A 16,943-nucleotide genomic window follows, 5' to 3' on the forward strand; every position below is an offset into this window, starting at 1 on the left:
AATTAAGCCCCAAAGCAAACAGGCTACAATAGCGATAATTTCTTTCGCAATAAGAGCTAGCGTCAATTGCAAGATCCTTCTTTACCACATGTCAGCCTTGCTCCACATCCCTTGTTGGCGGATGTCTGCATGCATTTTCTGGTCATGGATATCCCGTCGTGCTGGTATACCGTGCCAGCAAGTCCACTACCAATGTTGATCGTCGTTTTGAGTGGTGCGATGGAAATGGAAGATGGGCAGGCCTTGTTCCGCTTCGCCATCGTCGGCCCCAACCGGCATCGTTCCCGGGGCAAGGCCCAGCCTGGTTCACGCTTCATGTCAACGACTTTTCGCCCTGGAAAACTCAGCAATATACTAGGCTATCCTGTCGACGAATTTAGCGACGCCGTTATCAATCTGGCCGATGTGTTGCCGCTGTCTCACTACACGGAAGTGAATGAAAAACTGGATGCCGCCCACGGCACTGCAGCCCAATTGGACGTAGTACAAAGCATGTTGTTACGCTTGCGCTTGCTTGAAAAACCACGCATTGCTCCGCTGGTCATTCCCTATCACTGGATCAACAAACCAGCGCAAGAACTAGCTGACAGCCTGGGTTTAGGCACACGCCAATTCGAGAGGCGCTTTCTGGCCAGCTTTGGCCTCAGTTTGCGCAGTTACAAACAGCATTTACGCTACGGCGCATCCCTGATGCAAGTCATGCTGGGTAGACTACCAGCGAAGACCTGGGCAGAATGCGCTATGAGTTTTGGCTATGCCGACCAGGCACACATGAATCACGACTTTGTCCGGTTTACCGGTCATACACCAGCCCAGCTCATGCGTGGGATTGCAGCACAAGATCCTGCACTTTGGGCATTCAGCTTTAATGAAGCTGAATTAGGGGAGTTGTTTATTCCCTCTGACGAAATCAATGTCGTTTCGATACAAGACCATATCATCGCTTGAATGCATAATCGGGGCATCTCAAAGAAGGAGTCCCATTCATGGAAGAACAAGCAGGTTTATTTCAGGATTCATACATCCTCACCAACGTCAATGATTTGATGAACAAGGTACAGAGCAACAGCATGTGGTACCTGTCCTTTGGCCTGGCCTGCTGTGCGGTGGAAATGATGCAGGCCGCCAGTGCCCGTTATGACATGGACCGCTTCGGCTTCATGCCGCGCGCCAGTCCCCGCCATGCAGACCTGATGATAGTCGCCGGCACCCTCACCAATAAAATGGCACCGGCCTTGCGTAAAGTCTATGACCAGATGGCAGAGCCACGCTATGTCATCTCCATGGGTTCTTGCGCCAATGGCGGCGGCTATTACCACTACTCTTATTCCGTCGTGCGCGGCTGCGACCGTATCGTGCCAGTGGATATCTACATCCCCGGTTGCCCACCAACTGCCGAAGCCCTGATTTATGGCCTGCTGCAACTACAGAACAAAATCAAGCGCAGCAACAGCATTGCACGCTAGCAAAGTACTGCGCATATGCATGTTTATTCATCAGGGTATGTGCTGCAACAAATGCTTCATCCCGCCTGCCAGAGGTGAAAGCCTGGCTAGCGAATTCCCGTTGACGCCACAAACCACAGCTATAAACCAGCAAAACCAGCACTTGGCGACATTCGTGCAGCCAACGATCTTATCTACATTAGTATGTGGTTTTTGCAGTATTAAATGCGCCTGCAAAATCCCACTTACCCGTGCTCGTTTCCCGGGCCAGGCATCCTTATTGAAATGACAGATAGAAAGACGCATGATGAAAAAATTGATATTGGCTATACTTACCCTGATCACTGCATTCACCGTACAGTCCAGTGCAAACGCCCAAGCTGATGAAAAGTTTTACTTCCCATCCAGGATCATGGCAAAAGTAGAAGGCCTGAACTACGATAATCTAAGTTTTAAAGTGGGTGATGATGAAGTCACCGGCATCTGGATCAAACCTCAACAGGCAGCCAAGGCCACTATTATTTATTTTCACGGTGCAGGTGGCAACGTCTCGCATTACGTTAAATTTATACGGCCGCTGGTGGAAGATGGCTTTCAGGTAGCCATGATTGATCTTCGCGGCTATGGGCTTTCAACAGGTAAACCCACGCATTTGAATATTGCCAGCGATGGTCAACTGGTGTTTGATCAATTGCTGCAAAAACCTGAGCTGAAGGGCAAGAAACTGATACTCATCGGTGCCTCCATGGGTAGCCAGGTTGCTACTCATCTTGCCAAAACCAATGCAGGCAAGATCGACGCATTGGTGCTGGATGGTGGCTTGAGTTCATTTACGGATATCGCAGTTACCAAGGTCCCAAAAGAGATGCAGGAGTCGGTACGTGCGAGCCTGATCTCGCCCTATTCAGCCAAAGAAGATATCAAGGAGATAGGCAAGGCTAAACTCCTGGTAGTGCACTCAACTGGCGATACATCTATACCCATCAGCCAGGGCAAGCTAGTATTTGCAAATGCCACGACAACAAAAACATTCTGGGAATATGAAGGCGAACATCTGGAAGCGCCTGTCAAATATCCCACAGTATGGGTCAGCAAAGTAAATGCTCTGTTAGTGGATTGAACAAAGATATTTTTGCAGAGCCGGTAAAACTGCATACATATGAATGCAGATGCAGTTTTACCGCTTCACTATGAATCTATCCATGTCTCACTATCTGCGATATGCCTTCCCATAACTGCCGTCAAGTTTGCCTTTTGCCCAGTCCGCCATCAGATCGTAAAAACCTGGCGTAATACGTGTCTGCTTGCGCGTGCCATCTTTTGCTTCTGTATATTCCCACATACCGTGACCGGTATCGGGGAAGCGGTAAATCGTAATATCACTGCCCTGGCGGCGAAGATTCGAGAGCCTTTCCAAACTCACCGCACCCGGAGCCTGGCGGTCTTCATCCGCGAATACCCACATCTGTGGCACATCAACTTTGCGCAAGACCTGCATGGGATCAAGCGACCAGTCAATATTCAGCTTGTCGAATCTTGGTACGCCATTACGGCGCAAATCATCTACTGACATGCTCAGGAACACGCCTGAGTATCCTCCCTTTATACTTGTGAACCAGGCTTCTTTGCCAAACTGCTTCTGGATATCAGCAAGCTCATCAAACCCTTCTTTCAAATCAGATTTTGCTATTTTTGCCGTCACATCTGTCACCTTGCTGGCTTTGGCAAGTATGTCATCGCCATACCCGTGATCGCGTAATTCCTTGCTGACCTGCTCCGCATCCTGCCCGGTGATATCAACCGCCAGGCCAAAGCCGATCCCAAGAAACTCTGCCCTGGCCCGCGCTGCCGCGAGTGGCACTATCCACCCACCCTGGCTCAAGCCTATGAGACCAAAACGACCGTAGCGTCCTGCTGCCAGTCGCTTGGCTTCGTGCGAAGCAGCTACCAGGTCATCGGCCAGGCGGGGGAAATTTTGGGTATATTCTCCTTGCGAAAGTCCGGTGCCGCGTTTGTCATACACAAAGACCGAAATACCCCGTCCTAGCATTTGATAAGGGTCACCTGCGCGGTCTATCCAGCCAGTGCCTTCTGAGCCATGTGCATAGACAACCAGAGGTGTATTTTTTCCTGCATCGGACGGTTCCACAGGTTCCATCAGGCGACCTGCGAGCACGACACCACCAGATTCAAATCGCGTGTTCAACTCGGAAATGGCCAGCTTGCTCCAGACCTCATCTCCGCGAACCAGGACTGCATTCTTTCCACATATCAGCGTAGTCCCGGAGTCCAGCGTATTGCCAACCATCCCGTTGCTGAAGGTGTAGTTAAATCCTTTGTCTGCCTTGGTCACGGCGACAAATGCCTGCTTGTTTTTTTGAAAAATACCTGTCTCACAAGGGGCCGATATAAAAGAGCTGGTCTTCAATTGATCAGGCACAGCAACAGCCTGCGCAAACAGGATGGGACATGCCACAACACATGCAGTAAACAGGGTAGACGATAATATTTTCACGCACTTCTCCGGTAGGAATCAATGCCATCGATGCTATGCGATATAGTCGTTGCCAGCTCTTGCAATCCGATGAATGCAGGATTTCGATGACTCAAACCCTGAACAGAGGCTTTGGAATAAATGTAGCGTGAAGGAGAGCCAGTAAAACTGCGGGCAGCAGTTTTACTGGTTGTTTGGTTTGGCTTATGCTGATTAGTCGCTTACACCGTTGCCAAATGCGCTTGCAGCACAGAACGCAAAGTCGCCGTTGGCCGCTGGATCAGTTTGGACAACTGACCGCTGCCATCATACAAACCACCTTGTGCAGCACCTGTATCTGATTGCGCCAGGATATGAGCAAAGCCTTCTGGCAAACCAAATGACACGAGCAAGTCCTGGTATTCAGTTTCCGCATAATTCACATAAACGACAGGTTTGCCTGACAGTTCAGCCAGGGTCGCAGCCAGCTCTGCGAGAGTGAATGCCTGGTCACCGGCCAGTTCATAGATCTTGCTGCCCTGATCATGACCGGTCAGTGCCTCTGCAGCAGCTGCGGCAAAATCTGCACGCGAAGCTGCAGAGAATTTACCGTCACCTGCGGCCCCAAATACCTTGCCAGTTTGCAGCGCAGTGCCCACTGCAGAAAAATAGTTTTCTATATACCAGGCATTACGCAAGAACACGAAAGACAGACCACTATCGCGTATCAGTTGTTCTGTCGCTATATGTTCCTGGGCCAGCAATAGTGGTGAAGTATCTGCGTGCAGGATGCTGGTGTAGGCAATTAATTCTACGCCTGCATTCTTTGCGGCCTGAACCACATTTTTGTGCTGTTCCAGTCTTTGCCCAATTTCACTCGAAGATACCAGCAAGACTTTTTTCACTCCCTGCAAGGCTGTCGCCAAAGTCGCTGGCTGACTGTAATCGCCCTGGCGAACCTGCACGCCGCTGGCGCGCAAATCCTCAGCCTTGCTGACATCCCTGACGATGGCAACGACCTGATTAGCCGGGACTGTACCCAACAAAGCCTGTATCACCAGACGTCCCAATTGCCCACTTGCACCTGTCACTGCGATCATATTTATTTCTCCTGTTATATGAACATTCATCAACATTCATCAATATCTATCAATTTTTAAGTGCAGAATCCCAATGTTCATCTGCCTTTCCATCCACTATCCGCCAGGTATCAAACCAGGTGGTGGTGTATAAAAGCTGGTTTGTGGTCTTGTCCCTGACTGGCAAGGGATACATGACGGTTACCAAGTCACCTTCGGCAATGACGGCAACCACAGGTTTCGTCATCTTTTCCGGTATCGGTGTGGCTTGGACTTTTCTGACGTCGACAAAATACCTGACCACGCCATCGAGGCCAGATGCTGCGTTCGGGTTATGCTGCAGGTAGCGCTTGGACAAATACTTGTCTGCCATTTCCCAATGCCCCGCCTCCAGCAAGTCTTTCACGATGTGATAGACCACCTGCTTGTTGGCATGCAGCTTGGGATCAATGCTGCTGAATAGCGCATCAGGATGATCAACCCCGATAACCGGTTCCTGGGCGTAGCTGTTGGGTGTGAAGGTAATGGACAATGTAGCTAGCGCAAGTGCCATCATTGCTCCCAAAACCGCGTTTTTCTTGAATCTGTGCATCTGTTTTTTCATGACAAAGTTTCTCCTTGCTTCGATATACTTGTATTAGCGATCGAATCAAGGTCTATAATAGAGACTATGTCTAAAAATTGTAAGGAGGCAGTTTTTCGTGCCAAGGTTACCCAAAGTGAACCCATCTAAAGCGTTGGGAATGGCATCGGATTTTGATCCTGCCATGTGCCCGGTCAGGAATGTGCTTGACCATATCAGCACCAAATGGACGCCGCTGATCTTGCTGACGCTGCAAGCTGGCCCTTTGCGCTTCAGCCAGTTGCATAAGCAAGTGCCTGACATTTCCAAGCGCATGCTCACGCAGTCTTTGCGCGATCTGGAAAGGGATGGTTTATTGAGCCGTAAAGTGTTCCCGACCAAACCACCTAGTGTGGAATATGAACTGACCGCACTCGGTGCCTCAGTCATGGTACCCATGGGTGCACTGATAAGTTGGGCAGAAAAGAATTTTGAGAAAATTAAATTGTCGAGGCAGACTTTTGATCAGGATAATAAAACTGCGTAAAACCTGATTTCAATAAAACCGGGCGGCGCCTGATGCCGCCGATGCTTCTGATTAAGTCTTGTTGAGCTCACGCATACTATCGATACCTTCATCCGATAACCAGACCAGGGTATTCATATAGGTCTCGATACGGTCAACCAGCTCTGCTCTTGGGCCATTTTTCCATTCGCTGGAACCATAGAAGGCATTTTGCTCTGCTTCCAAAGCTGCGCGGCTGGCGTAAGCACGTATCAGGTAATACGTGGCTTCTTCATGGTCAGAATGCCCGTAGGCGACTACATCCATATTCCTGCTTTTCAGCATGGGTATAGCCAGCGTATGCACAGCATGATGGAAAGCATCGGCAACGCCGGGTTTGAGGCGATAAGTGCGAATTTCGACTAAGCGGGGCATGGTTTTGCCTGTCAGGGTTCAATGAAGAATCGACATGCTAGCATAGCTGCCGATATCCCACTTATCCCACTTCCCATCAAGCAAACGCGTTGACATGGACAAGTCAGCGATGGCGTCTATGTCTTCTGCTTATCTTTGCCTTGATTTCTTCTTTATAGCCCAGCAATTTCCCTATATTCAGGGCGTCCGTCCAGCGTGCCGAACCGGCTCGCGCATTCAACAAGATCATGGTGGCTTGTTTACCTGCCAGCTTCACGCGCATGATAAGGCAGGCACCTGCTTCATTGGTGAAACCAGTTTTCGATAGCAGGATGTCCCAGCCTTTTTTACCTATCAGGCGATTGGTGTTATGAAATTCACGGCTGAGGCCATTTTTCAGTGTGACGCTGTCTTCACTGTCTGTCGTGATGTCAGCAATTTCTGGATAGCGTGATGCAGCTTGCGCCATCTTCACCAGGTCAGCGGCGGTCGAGGTATTTTCTGGCGACAAGCCTGTCGCTTCGCGAATGACAGTGTGCGCCATACCTATAGCAAGCAGCTTTGATTTGACCGCTACCATGAAGGCACCCTGACCACCTGGATAAGTACGGGACAGTGCTGCGGCGGCACGGTTATCAGAAGACATCAGTGCCAGTTGCAAGGCTTCCCTGCGAGTCAGACTGGAACCTATCGGGACATGGGAGCGGCTATGTTTGAGCTGGTCTTTATCCTCTTCTTCTATGGAGATTTTCTCATCCATATTGGCTTTGCTGTCGAGCAGCACCATGGCTGTCATGAGCTTGGTCAGCGAAGCAATGGGCACTACTGCATCGGCATTCTTTTCCAGCAGAACCTGGCCATTACGTTCATCAACAACGATGGCATTCTGGGCACTCAATTGCATGGCAGACAGGCTGCCACAGTACAACATCAGGACAACTAACAACTTGGGCTTCAACATCTGGGCACATCGATTCTGTCACGGGATTAAACAAATAAGGCTGACGAAAAACTGCTCAGATGACCAATGCTCAAAGCATCAGATCAAAACAGATTTGCGTAAGCATTATAGAGAAAAACCAGCTTGCATACAGGGGACAAATTTCTGCCACCGCATGCAAGCTGGTTTTAGTAATGCAAAAAATTACTTGCCGGAATAGAGAATATCCGCACGACGGTTTTCTGCCCACGCAGCTTCATCGCTACCTGTGGCTTTTGGTTTTTCTTTACCCAGAGAGACTGCTTCCATTTGCGCTTCAGGCACGCCCAGCAGGGACAAGGATTTGCGCACGGCTTCGGCACGTTTTTGACCCAATGCCAGATTGTATTCGCGGCCACCGCGTTCATCAGTATTACCTTGGATCAGGATTTTCTTGCCCTTGTTAACACTCAGATTTTTTGCATTGGAATTGACTACTGGTGCGAATTCCGACTTGACGACGTATTGATCAAAATCGAAATAAACGCTGCGGTTAGCGGTTTCATTAAAATCATTCTTTCCGGTCGTATCTACCGTAGTTATCGTCGTTCCACCGTTGCCTTTACCGTCCGTAGGAATAACAACGACTGGATCTTTTTTGACTTCTGGCGGTTTGATTGGCGTACTGCAAGCTGCCAATAAAACTGCTACTGCTACCAGACCGGCGGCGTTTTTGATAGTGTTGATTGAACGCATGTAAATACCCTCTAAATTTTTAATTGGTCGATTCAAACCTGATGCATAAGTCAAGCGCTACCAGGTAGTATGAAGCAACGCCATCTTGCCTCAGGAAACTTAGGCGAATCTTAAAAAACCGCATTGCTAGCAATTAAACAGGGGGTTTTGTCAAAAATATGAGCGTTTTTCAGCCTGGCAGCTTCTGTGAAGCCGGAAACAGGATAATTACCTCCAACCCGCCCAGGGCGGCATCTGCCAGATTAATACTGGCATGATGGCGGTCAGCAATCGCCTTGGCGATGGCCAGACCCAGTCCACTACCGCTTTTATTTGTGCCGGCAACGCGATAAAAACGGTCAAAGATACGCTCACGTTCTTCCGGTGCGATGCCATCACCAGTGTCCTGTATGCCAAGCCGTAAGCCATCTTTGTCACGGCTGAGATTGATCTGCACCCTGCCCTCGTCCTGTATATAGCGCACGGCATTGTCGAGCAGGTTGCGTATCATGATGCGCAGGCTTTCGCTATCACCTTGCAGTTCAAGCAGCTCAGGCATTTCTGCATTGATGATGATTTTTCTGGATTGCGCAAAGGGCATGACATCGCTGACTGCCTGCTCTATGCAGGTGTTCAGTGTAATGTTTTGGAAGTTCAGGCTGGCTTGTGAAGTCGGGTCTTGCCTGGCCAGCGCCAGCAATTGTTCTACCAGGCGTGAAGCCCTGTCGACACCGCCAAGCAAGCGATTGATGGCTTGTTCATGGCTGTTTTCATCCTTGACCCTGCCGAGATTTTGCACCTGCAAACGCAAAGCGGTGATGGGCGACCTTAGCTCATGCGCGGCGTCTGCAACAAAACGCTGTTGCGATTGTATCGCCAGGCCCATGCGACTCAGCAGGGAATTCAATTCCGTCACCAGCAAGGATACTTCCTTGGGTACGCCATCGGATGAGACCGGATCAGTGGAATTGGCATTGCGGTTGGCCAGTTCGCTACCTATGCGGTTCAAGGGAGCAAGCACAGAGTTGATACCCCACCAGACTGCGCAAAACAGGAGCAGGGACACCGGTATCACCGGCCACAAGGTACTCAGCGCAAAAGATATTGCCCTATCCCTGCGTGAACCCATTTTTTGAGCGACCTGGATGACGCGCTTGTTTTCTTCTGCGGCATACACACGCCAGTCACCGTTTTCCAGCGTCACTGTTGAATAACCTAGCGCAGCTTGCTTGGGCAGGCTGCGATGCTGGCGTGACTGGTAAACCCTGGCACCATCTTCTGACCAGACCTGCACGACAAAATCGAAATCATCAATCTCTGTACCTGGCAGATTATGCCAATCGACCTGATCAAAATCACCGTCCTGCAAGGCCAGTGCCATTTGCTGCATGTGGTAATCAAACAGCTTGTTGGCTTCGCCGATGGCGGCATGCAAGGAACTGGCAAACTGCAAGGCAGCCGCAGCCAGAATGGCGATGCCGAACAAGAGCATCATTTGCAGGCGCAAAGACTTCATGTGTTTTTCTCAACCATATAGCCGACGCCACGTACATTGACGATGAATTTTTGCCCCAGCTTTTTGCGCAGGCCGTGGATATACACTTCAACCGCATTGCTTTCTATCTCTGAAGTGGCACCAAACAACTGGTCTTCCAGGCGGCTGCGCGAGAGTATGGCACCAGGGCGTGCTACCAGGGCATCAAGTATCGTCCATTCACGCGAAGAGAGTATGACCTGCTCTGCTCCGCTAAATACTTGTCGCGTCGTGGTATTGACGACGACGTCGCCGCACACATAAGAAGTGTCAGTACGGCCATGCGAACGTCTTACCAGCGCATGCATGCGGGCGATCAATTCATCCAGATCAAAAGGCTTGACCAGGTAATCGTCTGCGCCTGCATGCAGGCCGCGCACCCGGTCGGGCACGGCATCGCGCGCGGTCATGACCAGCACAGGCAAGGTATCTCCCCGCTTGCGCAAGGCTTTTAAAATGTCCATGCCGTCGCGCTGTGGCAGGCTCAGGTCCAGCAATAATACATCGTAGCTATGGAATTGCAGGGCAGCCTCTGCGGCTTCGCCATTGCTGAGCCAATCGACCAGATTGGCTTCACTTTCCAGGGCAATCTGTATGTTTTCACCTATCATGGGGTCGTCTTCGACGAGCAGGACTTTCATGTTTTGTATGTGCTTGATGTGTGAAAGGATGAGTGAAAGAATAAGTGCTGCGTGATTGTACGCCATGGCCTGATTCAAAAGATATGCCGCAAATCACTTGACAGACGTCGTCATTTAATCTTTAATTTCTGTAACGACAGAAATTAAAGAAACAAAGGAAAAACCATGTCACAAAAACAATCTTCATTACGCAAATGGCTGATACGCTGGTTGTATGCCGCAGCCTTCGCTCATTTGCTGATCGGCATCTTGCTGCCATGGATCAGTGCCACAGGTCTGGTGGAGGTTTATCATCAGCTCATAGAAAGCCATTTCTGGCCACAGGCTGCACCAGATGCAGCGCGCAATATGCAAGTCTGGTGGATGAGTCTGTTTGGCGCTACCGTGCAAACTGTGGGTTTGTGGATGGGTGCGCTGATTTACCTCGGCAACCAGCACCGCAGCCGCTTTGCCTGGCTGTGGCTGATGATAGGCATACTGGTATGGGCTCCGCAAGACATGCTGATTTCCATGCAGGCCAATATGCTGATCAATGTCTGGATAGATGCATTCGCTGTGCTGAGCATGATCCCGCCCCTGTTCATCTTGTGGAAAATGGATGCGAAGAATACTGAAAATACTGAAAGAAAAGCATGAATCCAGATAGCAAACCCATCCCGTCTGAAGGTGAATTATTCAGGAAAATCCTGGGCAAGGAATGGCTCAAACTGCACCCGGATATCCAGGCCCGGTTTGCCAAAAACCCTGAGCCGGACAAACCACTGTACTACACTGGCCAACTCAGTGAACTGAGCTGCTCAAGAATAGGCAAACTCCTGGGTCACCTGACCAAGCCGATGATCGCCGGGGCATTGATCCCCTATACCGATCATGATTTCCCCGTCGATATCATGGTGTACTCCAAACCGGATTGCCCTTCCATATTCAAGCAAAGGATATACCGCCTGCACAACAGGCCACCGATACAGTTCACGTCGTATATGCAGGAAAGTGAAAAAGGTGAAGTGCTCGAATATGTAGGCATGGGTCTGGGCATGAAACTGATCTTGCACGTGCATGAAGGCAACCTCCACTTCACCAGCGATGGTTATTTCTGGGATGTGCTGGGTTATCGCATTCCCATACCCGGTATTTTCACGCCCGGCAAAACTTATCTGTGCCATCGCAATGACAACCCTGAGCAATTCAATATCCGCATAGAAATCAAACACGCCTTGTTTGGCCGCACCTTTACTCAGGTAGGCGTCTTCAAGGAAATTCATCCAGAGGCTGCATCATGAACACTCACCTCATCGCCTTGCAACTGATGGCCGCGCAAGGCTTGCTCGGCGCTTTCGATACCCTGTACCATCATGAGTTGACCGAGGCGCTGCCGCAACGCGCCAGTGCCCGCACAGAGTTGGGCATACATGCAACCCGCGCCATTATCTACAGCTTGCTCTTCATTGGTTTATCGGCATGGGCATGGCATGGTGCCTGGTCCATCGTGTTATTGCTGGTGTTTGGTGTCGAAATTATCCTGACCTTGTGGGACTTCGTGATTGAAGATCAGACCCGCCTCTTGCCAGCCACTGAACGCGTGACCCACACCATACTCGCCATCAATGGCGGTGCTTTTATCACTTTACTTATATTGAATACACCTGAGTGGTTTGCAGCTCCTACACAAATGATGTGGCAACCACAGGGCTGGCTCAGCGTATTCCTCGCCTTGTGTGGCATAGGTGTAGGCGTATCCGGCATCCGTGATGGTCTTGCCGCAATGCGTCTGGGCAAACTGGCCGCCAAAGAAAAGCTGGCATCCATTATCCATTTCAGCGATCAATCAGAACAGGTTCTGGTCACCGGTGCCACCGGCTTTATCGGCAGCTTGCTGGTCAAAGCCTTGCTGGCCGATGGTCAGCAAGTGACGATACTCAGCCGCAATCCAAAACAGGCAAGCTGGAAGTTTGATGGCAGGGTAAGGGTGATTGCATCCATGCAGGAATTACCCGCGAATCAGCATGTAGATGTCATCATCAACCTGGCTGGTGCACGCATACTGGGCTGGCGCTGGTCAGAAAAACGCAAGGCCGAATTGCGCCACAGCCGTACTGGTCTGACAAAGCAAATCGCCGAATGGATCAGCCGCGCAGAAAGCAAACCCAGGCTCTTGCTGGCAGCCTCAGCAATTGGCTATTACGGCATACAAGCCCCAGGTGACGACATGGAATTGACCGAAAGCGCAGCACCACAATCCATCTTCATGTCTGAACTGTGCCAGGACTGGGAGCAGGCCAACCAGGCCGCCACCACTTACGGCGTCAAAGTCGCCAGGATGCGCTTCGGCGTTGTACTGGGCCAGCAAGGTGCACTGGGCATGATGCTCCTGCCCATCAAGCTGGGCCTGGGTGGTGCGCTGGGTAGTGGCAAGCAATGGCAATCATGGATACATGTGCATGACGTATTGCGCGGCACTGCCCACCTGTGGCAGCATGAAACCAGCTTGCCGCTGGACAGCGTTTATAATTTCACCGCACCTGAAGTAGTGACACAAAAGCAGTTCAGCACCATCGCCGCGAGTGTCTTGCATCGCCCCAGCTTCTTCCCTACACCGGGCTGGCCTATGCGCCTGATGCTAGGGGAGCAAGCTGATTTATTACTCGAAGGCCAGCGTGTGGTACCAGCAAAATTATTGGGAGAGGGTTTTGTTTTTGATTATCCAGATTTACGTAGTGCAATCAGCGATCTGGCTTAATGTGTTGGCTTCACTTGAATTTGATAAGAGTGTCTCGATATGCAAAGCTTGATCCTATTGGAGTAAGCCATGTTTTTCCTGCGCCATCCCCAACCTGTAAGACCAAGAAAAGCCGTGCCTGAACTACAAGTCAGCACCCAGACTCAGGTGGCTAATACCACGATTATCGTTGTTGAGCATAGCGCAAAAGATTTGCAGGCATTGCAAATGCAGGTGAAGGTCAATCTAGTTGACAAAAATAAATAAGATGAAAAAACTGCGGCCTTCCTGGAGGGAACCAGAAAGCCGCAGAAACGCGCAAAAACTTATTTAATCAGGATCGTGCGGACCAGCTCAGGCAGCAGCCCTCTTCTTCGCTTCCTCCTCATACAATTCTTTTTTGGACAATTTCCCTACCGGGGTTTTAGGTAACTCTGCACGGATATCCATGGCTTGCGGCATTTCATGCTTGCCGAGTCTGTCCTTGAGGAAGTCTTTCAAATCTTCAAAACTGAACGCTGCCTGCCCTGCCTTGAGTTTGATAAAGGCTTTAGCGGCCTGGCCACGATAAGCATCGGGGATGCCGATGACGCTGACTTCGGCTACGGCAGGGTGTTCATAAATCGCTTCTTCTATATTGCGTGGATAGACGTTGTAGCCACCGGACAAAATCATGTCCTTGGTGCGGTCAACGATATACACAAACCCGTCAGCATCCATATAACCGACATCACCCGTACGGAAGTAACCGTCAGCAGTAAACGCATCACGGGTCGCCTCAGGCTTGTTCCAGTAGCCTTTCATGATATTCGCACCAGCCACGCAGATTTCACCGCGTTCTCCCAAAGCCACTTCCTGGCGGGGGTCATCAATGCTGGCAAATTTAAAGCTGATACCTGGCGTCGGTAAGCCACAGGAACCTGCCTTGCGCACGCCCCCCAAGGGAGTGAAGGTACCTGTAGGCGAAGTCTCGGTCATGCCCCATCCTTCAAGCAAGGTGCAGCCTGTCAGGGCCTGGAATTGCTGCAGCACTTCTGTTGGTAAAGGTGCGCCACCAGAGTTGCAGAACTTTAAAGCGCTGAGATCAAATTCCTTGATCTGTGGATGATTGATGATGGCGGTGTACATGGTCGGCACGCCAGGGAATACCGTGATTTTTTTATTCGCCAGATCCTTCACCACGGCATCAGCATCAAAGCGGGTATGCAGGACAATTTCTGCACCCAGGCGTATGCCAAATAGCATATCGACTGTCAATGCATAGATGTGAAATAGCGGCAGCACGGCCAGCAGTTTTTCCTTGCCCTCTTCCAATACACGCGGCTCGATATTGGTGGTTTCCATGATCTGGCTGCAAGCCGTGGTGAGGTTGCCATGCGTGAGCATTGCGCCCTTGGGCAGGCCAGTGGTGCCACCGGTATATTGCAGGGTAGCGATGGCTTCTTTCGGGTCTATCGCAGCGATGGGCGTGTAGTCACCGTCATTGTCCAGTAGTTTTGCAAACAGCAGGTGCTGGGCATCATCGGGAATTGCGCTGAGCTGGCCTGCCTTGTCCAGGTTCGCCCTGACGGCATCGGGGTAAGGCGTCATTTCCGGGATATTGCCTATGATGAGTTTTTGCAGACGGGTATGCCCCAGCATCTTGGCCATTTGCGGGTACAGCATTATCATGTCCAGCGTCACCAGTATGTCGGTATGGCTGTCGGCAATTTTATGCTCCAGCACTTTCTCAGCGTCCAGCGGTGAGTAATTCACCACCGTGCCACCGGCCTGCAAGATGGCGAAAAAGCTGATGACGTAATGCGGCGTGTTTGGCAGATACAGGCCCACATGCACACCAGGCTTGACGCCCAGTTGCTGGAAACCTTTGGTGGCCTGATTCACCAGTTTTTGCAATTCAGCGTAGCTGGTCTTTTTGCCCATGAATTCCAATGCAGGCAAATCTGGCCATTTGGCAACGGCATCATGCAGCAATTTTGGCACGCTGCTGATAGGCAGGTCGGCGTCCCAGTGTACGCCTGTGGGGTAAGATTTGATCCAGGGTGTGTCTCGCATTTTTGTCTCTCTCTTTTTTAAGAATAATTTGAAAATGTCAGCCAACCAGGAAGTTAACGTCGGAAAAGCCCTGCCCCAAAAAGAGGAAGAGCCAATCCGGAACTACCCGTAAATCGTACTTATGAAACTACAAGTAATTATTTTTTCTCCGTATATTTCTTCAACTCCATCTTGCCGATTTGATTCCTGTGTACTTCATCCGGGCCATCGGCCAGGCGCAGGGTGCGCGCCTGTGCGTAGGAATAAGCGAGGTTGAAGTCATCCGATACACCGCCACCGCCATGCGCCTGTATGGCCCAGTCGATGACCTGGCAAGCCATGGTAGGAGCTGCCACCTTGATCATGGCGATTTCTTTGGCTGCAGCCTTGTTGCCGACGGTATCCATCATCTGTGCGGCATTCAAGACCAGGAAGCGCGCCTGGTCGATCAGGATGCGGGCATTGGCAATACGTTCCAGCGTCACCCCCTGGTCGGCTACCCGTTTGCCAAAGGCCACGCGTGTCAATGAGCGCTTGCACATGTCTTCCAGTGCGCGTTCTGCCAAACCGATCAAACGCATGCAGTGATGTATGCGACCAGGTCCCAGACGACCCTGGGCAATCTCAAAGCCACGGCCTTCACCCAGCAAGATATTGGATGCCGGTACGCGCACGTTTTCAAACAGCACTTCGCCATGACCATGCGGTGCATCGTCATAACCAAAGACTGGCAAGGCACGCAAGATAGTCACGCCCGGTGTATCACGCGGCACGATGATCATCGATTGCTGTTTGTGGCGGTCAGCATTATCAGGATCACTCTTGCCCATGAAGATAAACACTTTGCAGCGCGGATCATTGGCACCGGACGACCACCATTTGCGGCCATTGATGACATACTCATCACCGTCACGCACAATAGATGATTCAATATTGGTGGCATCAGAAGAGGCGACTGCAGGTTCTGTCATGGCAAAGCAGGAACGGATTTCACCACGCAGCAAGGGCTTGAGCCATTGTTCCTGATGCTCAGGCGTGCCGTAGCGGGCAAACACTTCCATATTGCCTGTATCAGGTGCAGAGCAATTGAATACTTCAGGTGCCCAGACAGCACGACCCATGATTTCGCACAGTGGTGCATATTCCAGGTTGGTCAAGCCTGCACCATGGCCAGATTCTGGCAAAAAGAGATTCCACAAACCGGCATCGCGTGCCTTTGCTTTCAGTTGTTCAACGACTTTGGTCGGTATCCATGCGTTACCTGCCTTGCGGTTGGCAGCTATCTCGCCAAAGAAAGTTTTTTCATTTGGATAGACGTGCTCGTCCATGAAGGCGATCAAGCGTGCCTGTAAATCTTTGACTTTGGGGCTGTATTGAAAATCCATTTTGTTTCCTTTTTCCTTGTTGGTCCAGATGGACATGGATATGTCCGCTTTACTTTCTTCGTAGTTCGATATTGCGCGCAGTCAGCAAGGCTGTTGCGCATAAAACTTCTTCGCCATCGCGTACAGAGAAAACCTCTGCGGCGCTGACGGTCAATAACTTCCCGCTTGAAACTACACGCCCGCGTGCCCGTAGTTTTTCACCATCGGCGGGTGCGACTATCTTTAAATTACTATCGATACTGGCGTTGATCCAGCCTGCTGGTAACAAGGTGCCAGCGGCAGAGATACCAGCAAAATCTGCGGCTGCAAAGATGGCTGTGGCCTGCATCTTCCCGGGTGCGAAACTGAGTTCTTCGCGGTAGGCAATGTCCAGTTCCACTTCACCCGGCGCTATCTTCACAAACTCTACGCCCAGCCATTTGGCCATGGGCATGGCCAGCACCAGACTCTTCAGTTGCACTGCGTAATCTGGATTGCTAGCCTCGTATGCCGGTTTCATGA

19 protein-coding genes are annotated in these 16,943 nt (G+C 50.8%); 8 read left to right on the forward strand and 11 right to left on the reverse strand.

Translation table 11 applies throughout. The features are described from left to right. The first annotated feature begins 66 nt into the window (after nt 1–66). From ACO0LD_RS24135 to ACO0LD_RS24145, 3 genes are all read left to right on the forward strand, one after another. The gene (locus tag ACO0LD_RS24135; protein WP_423010730.1) at nt 67–948 is read left to right on the forward strand and encodes a helix-turn-helix domain-containing protein; all 882 of its coding nucleotides are present in this window, start codon (nt 67–69) and stop codon (nt 946–948) included. Between the two features lie 38 nt (nt 949–986). Continuing rightward, entirely contained in the window at nt 987–1,466 is a 480-nt protein-coding gene (locus tag ACO0LD_RS24140) for a NuoB/complex I 20 kDa subunit family protein (RefSeq protein ID WP_423010731.1), read from the forward strand. A gap of 283 nt (nt 1,467–1,749) precedes the next feature. Next, a complete protein-coding gene (locus ACO0LD_RS24145; protein WP_423010732.1) occupies nt 1,750–2,565 on the forward strand; it encodes an alpha/beta hydrolase in 816 nt (271 codons plus the stop codon). A gap of 90 nt (nt 2,566–2,655) precedes the next feature. Here ACO0LD_RS24145 and ACO0LD_RS24150 read toward each other — a convergent pair whose 3' ends face one another. From ACO0LD_RS24150 to ACO0LD_RS24160, 3 genes are all read right to left on the reverse strand, one after another. Further along, nucleotides 2,656–3,960 carry an alpha/beta hydrolase family protein gene (locus ACO0LD_RS24150; RefSeq protein WP_423010733.1) on the reverse strand — a complete coding sequence of 435 codons (1,305 nt, stop codon included), beginning with the start codon at nt 3,958–3,960 and terminating at the stop codon, nt 2,656–2,658. A gap of 200 nt (nt 3,961–4,160) precedes the next feature. Further along, complete coding sequence (locus tag ACO0LD_RS24155; RefSeq protein WP_423010734.1) at nt 4,161–5,018, reverse strand: SDR family oxidoreductase; 858 nt, start codon at nt 5,016–5,018, stop codon at nt 4,161–4,163. A 49-nt stretch (nt 5,019–5,067) separates the two neighbouring features. Beyond that, nucleotides 5,068–5,601 (reverse strand): nuclear transport factor 2 family protein, encoded by a 534-nt coding sequence (locus ACO0LD_RS24160; protein ID WP_423010735.1) that lies wholly within the window; start codon nt 5,599–5,601, stop codon nt 5,068–5,070. Between the two features lie 115 nt (nt 5,602–5,716). On the opposite strand from ACO0LD_RS24160, the gene ACO0LD_RS24165 reads away from it, so the two are divergent. Continuing rightward, nucleotides 5,717–6,106 carry a winged helix-turn-helix transcriptional regulator gene (locus ACO0LD_RS24165; protein ID WP_423010736.1) on the forward strand — a complete coding sequence of 130 codons (390 nt, stop codon included), beginning with the start codon at nt 5,717–5,719 and terminating at the stop codon, nt 6,104–6,106. A gap of 51 nt (nt 6,107–6,157) precedes the next feature. Here the strand turns inward: ACO0LD_RS24165 and ACO0LD_RS24170 are convergent, their stop codons facing one another. The 5 genes from ACO0LD_RS24170 to ACO0LD_RS24190 all read right to left on the reverse strand — a co-directional run bounded on the left by ACO0LD_RS24170 (nt 6,158) and on the right by ACO0LD_RS24190 (nt 10,307). Then, nucleotides 6,158–6,499, reverse strand: coding sequence for an NIPSNAP family protein (locus ACO0LD_RS24170; protein WP_423010737.1), 342 nt, complete (start codon nt 6,497–6,499; stop codon nt 6,158–6,160). 103 nt (nt 6,500–6,602) lie between these two features. Then, nucleotides 6,603–7,439, reverse strand: a complete 837-nt coding sequence (locus ACO0LD_RS24175; protein WP_423010738.1) for a serine hydrolase — start codon at nt 7,437–7,439, stop codon at nt 6,603–6,605. A gap of 183 nt (nt 7,440–7,622) precedes the next feature. Then, the gene (gene pal / locus ACO0LD_RS24180) at nt 7,623–8,144 is read right to left on the reverse strand and encodes a peptidoglycan-associated lipoprotein Pal (RefSeq protein WP_423010870.1); all 522 of its coding nucleotides are present in this window, start codon (nt 8,142–8,144) and stop codon (nt 7,623–7,625) included. Between the two features lie 178 nt (nt 8,145–8,322). Next, a complete protein-coding gene (locus tag ACO0LD_RS24185) occupies nt 8,323–9,648 on the reverse strand; it encodes an ATP-binding protein (RefSeq protein WP_423010739.1) in 1,326 nt (441 codons plus the stop codon). Beyond that, nucleotides 9,645–10,307, reverse strand: coding sequence for a response regulator (locus tag ACO0LD_RS24190; RefSeq protein ID WP_423010740.1), 663 nt, complete (start codon nt 10,305–10,307; stop codon nt 9,645–9,647). The genes ACO0LD_RS24185 and ACO0LD_RS24190 overlap by 4 nt, the downstream gene beginning before the upstream one ends. Nucleotides 10,308–10,472: 165 nt before the next feature. Here ACO0LD_RS24190 and ACO0LD_RS24195 point away from each other — a divergent pair, with 165 nt between their 5' ends. The 4 genes from ACO0LD_RS24195 to ACO0LD_RS24210 all read left to right on the forward strand — a co-directional run bounded on the left by ACO0LD_RS24195 (nt 10,473) and on the right by ACO0LD_RS24210 (nt 13,290). After that, nucleotides 10,473–10,943, forward strand: a complete 471-nt coding sequence (locus ACO0LD_RS24195) for a cell division protein (RefSeq protein ID WP_423010741.1) — start codon at nt 10,473–10,475, stop codon at nt 10,941–10,943. Next, nucleotides 10,940–11,587: a DUF4166 domain-containing protein gene (locus ACO0LD_RS24200; protein WP_423010742.1), complete on the forward strand. Its 648-nt coding sequence runs from the start codon at nt 10,940–10,942 to the stop codon at nt 11,585–11,587. The genes ACO0LD_RS24195 and ACO0LD_RS24200 overlap by 4 nt, the downstream gene beginning before the upstream one ends. Next, a complete protein-coding gene (locus ACO0LD_RS24205; protein WP_423010743.1) occupies nt 11,584–13,044 on the forward strand; it encodes a TIGR01777 family oxidoreductase in 1,461 nt (486 codons plus the stop codon). Before ACO0LD_RS24200 ends, ACO0LD_RS24205 begins: the two co-directional genes overlap by 4 nt. Before the next feature lie 69 nt (nt 13,045–13,113). Beyond that, nucleotides 13,114–13,290 (forward strand): hypothetical protein, encoded by a 177-nt coding sequence (locus ACO0LD_RS24210; RefSeq protein ID WP_423010744.1) that lies wholly within the window; start codon nt 13,114–13,116, stop codon nt 13,288–13,290. 87 nt (nt 13,291–13,377) lie between these two features. Here ACO0LD_RS24210 and ACO0LD_RS24215 read toward each other — a convergent pair whose 3' ends face one another. From ACO0LD_RS24215 to ACO0LD_RS24225, 3 genes are all read right to left on the reverse strand, one after another. Continuing rightward, nucleotides 13,378–15,078 (reverse strand): long-chain-fatty-acid--CoA ligase, encoded by a 1,701-nt coding sequence (locus ACO0LD_RS24215; protein ID WP_423010745.1) that lies wholly within the window; start codon nt 15,076–15,078, stop codon nt 13,378–13,380. 137 nt (nt 15,079–15,215) lie between these two features. Continuing rightward, nucleotides 15,216–16,442: an acyl-CoA dehydrogenase gene (locus tag ACO0LD_RS24220; protein ID WP_110255837.1), complete on the reverse strand. Its 1,227-nt coding sequence runs from the start codon at nt 16,440–16,442 to the stop codon at nt 15,216–15,218. 49 nt (nt 16,443–16,491) lie between these two features. Then, nucleotides 16,492–16,941, reverse strand: a complete 450-nt coding sequence (locus ACO0LD_RS24225) for a PaaI family thioesterase (RefSeq protein WP_423010746.1) — start codon at nt 16,939–16,941, stop codon at nt 16,492–16,494. Nucleotides 16,942–16,943: the final 2 nt, after the last annotated feature.

Source organism: Undibacterium sp. Ji83W, from assembly GCF_049340385.1.
Lineage (GTDB): Bacteria > Pseudomonadota > Gammaproteobacteria > Burkholderiales > Burkholderiaceae_D > Undibacterium.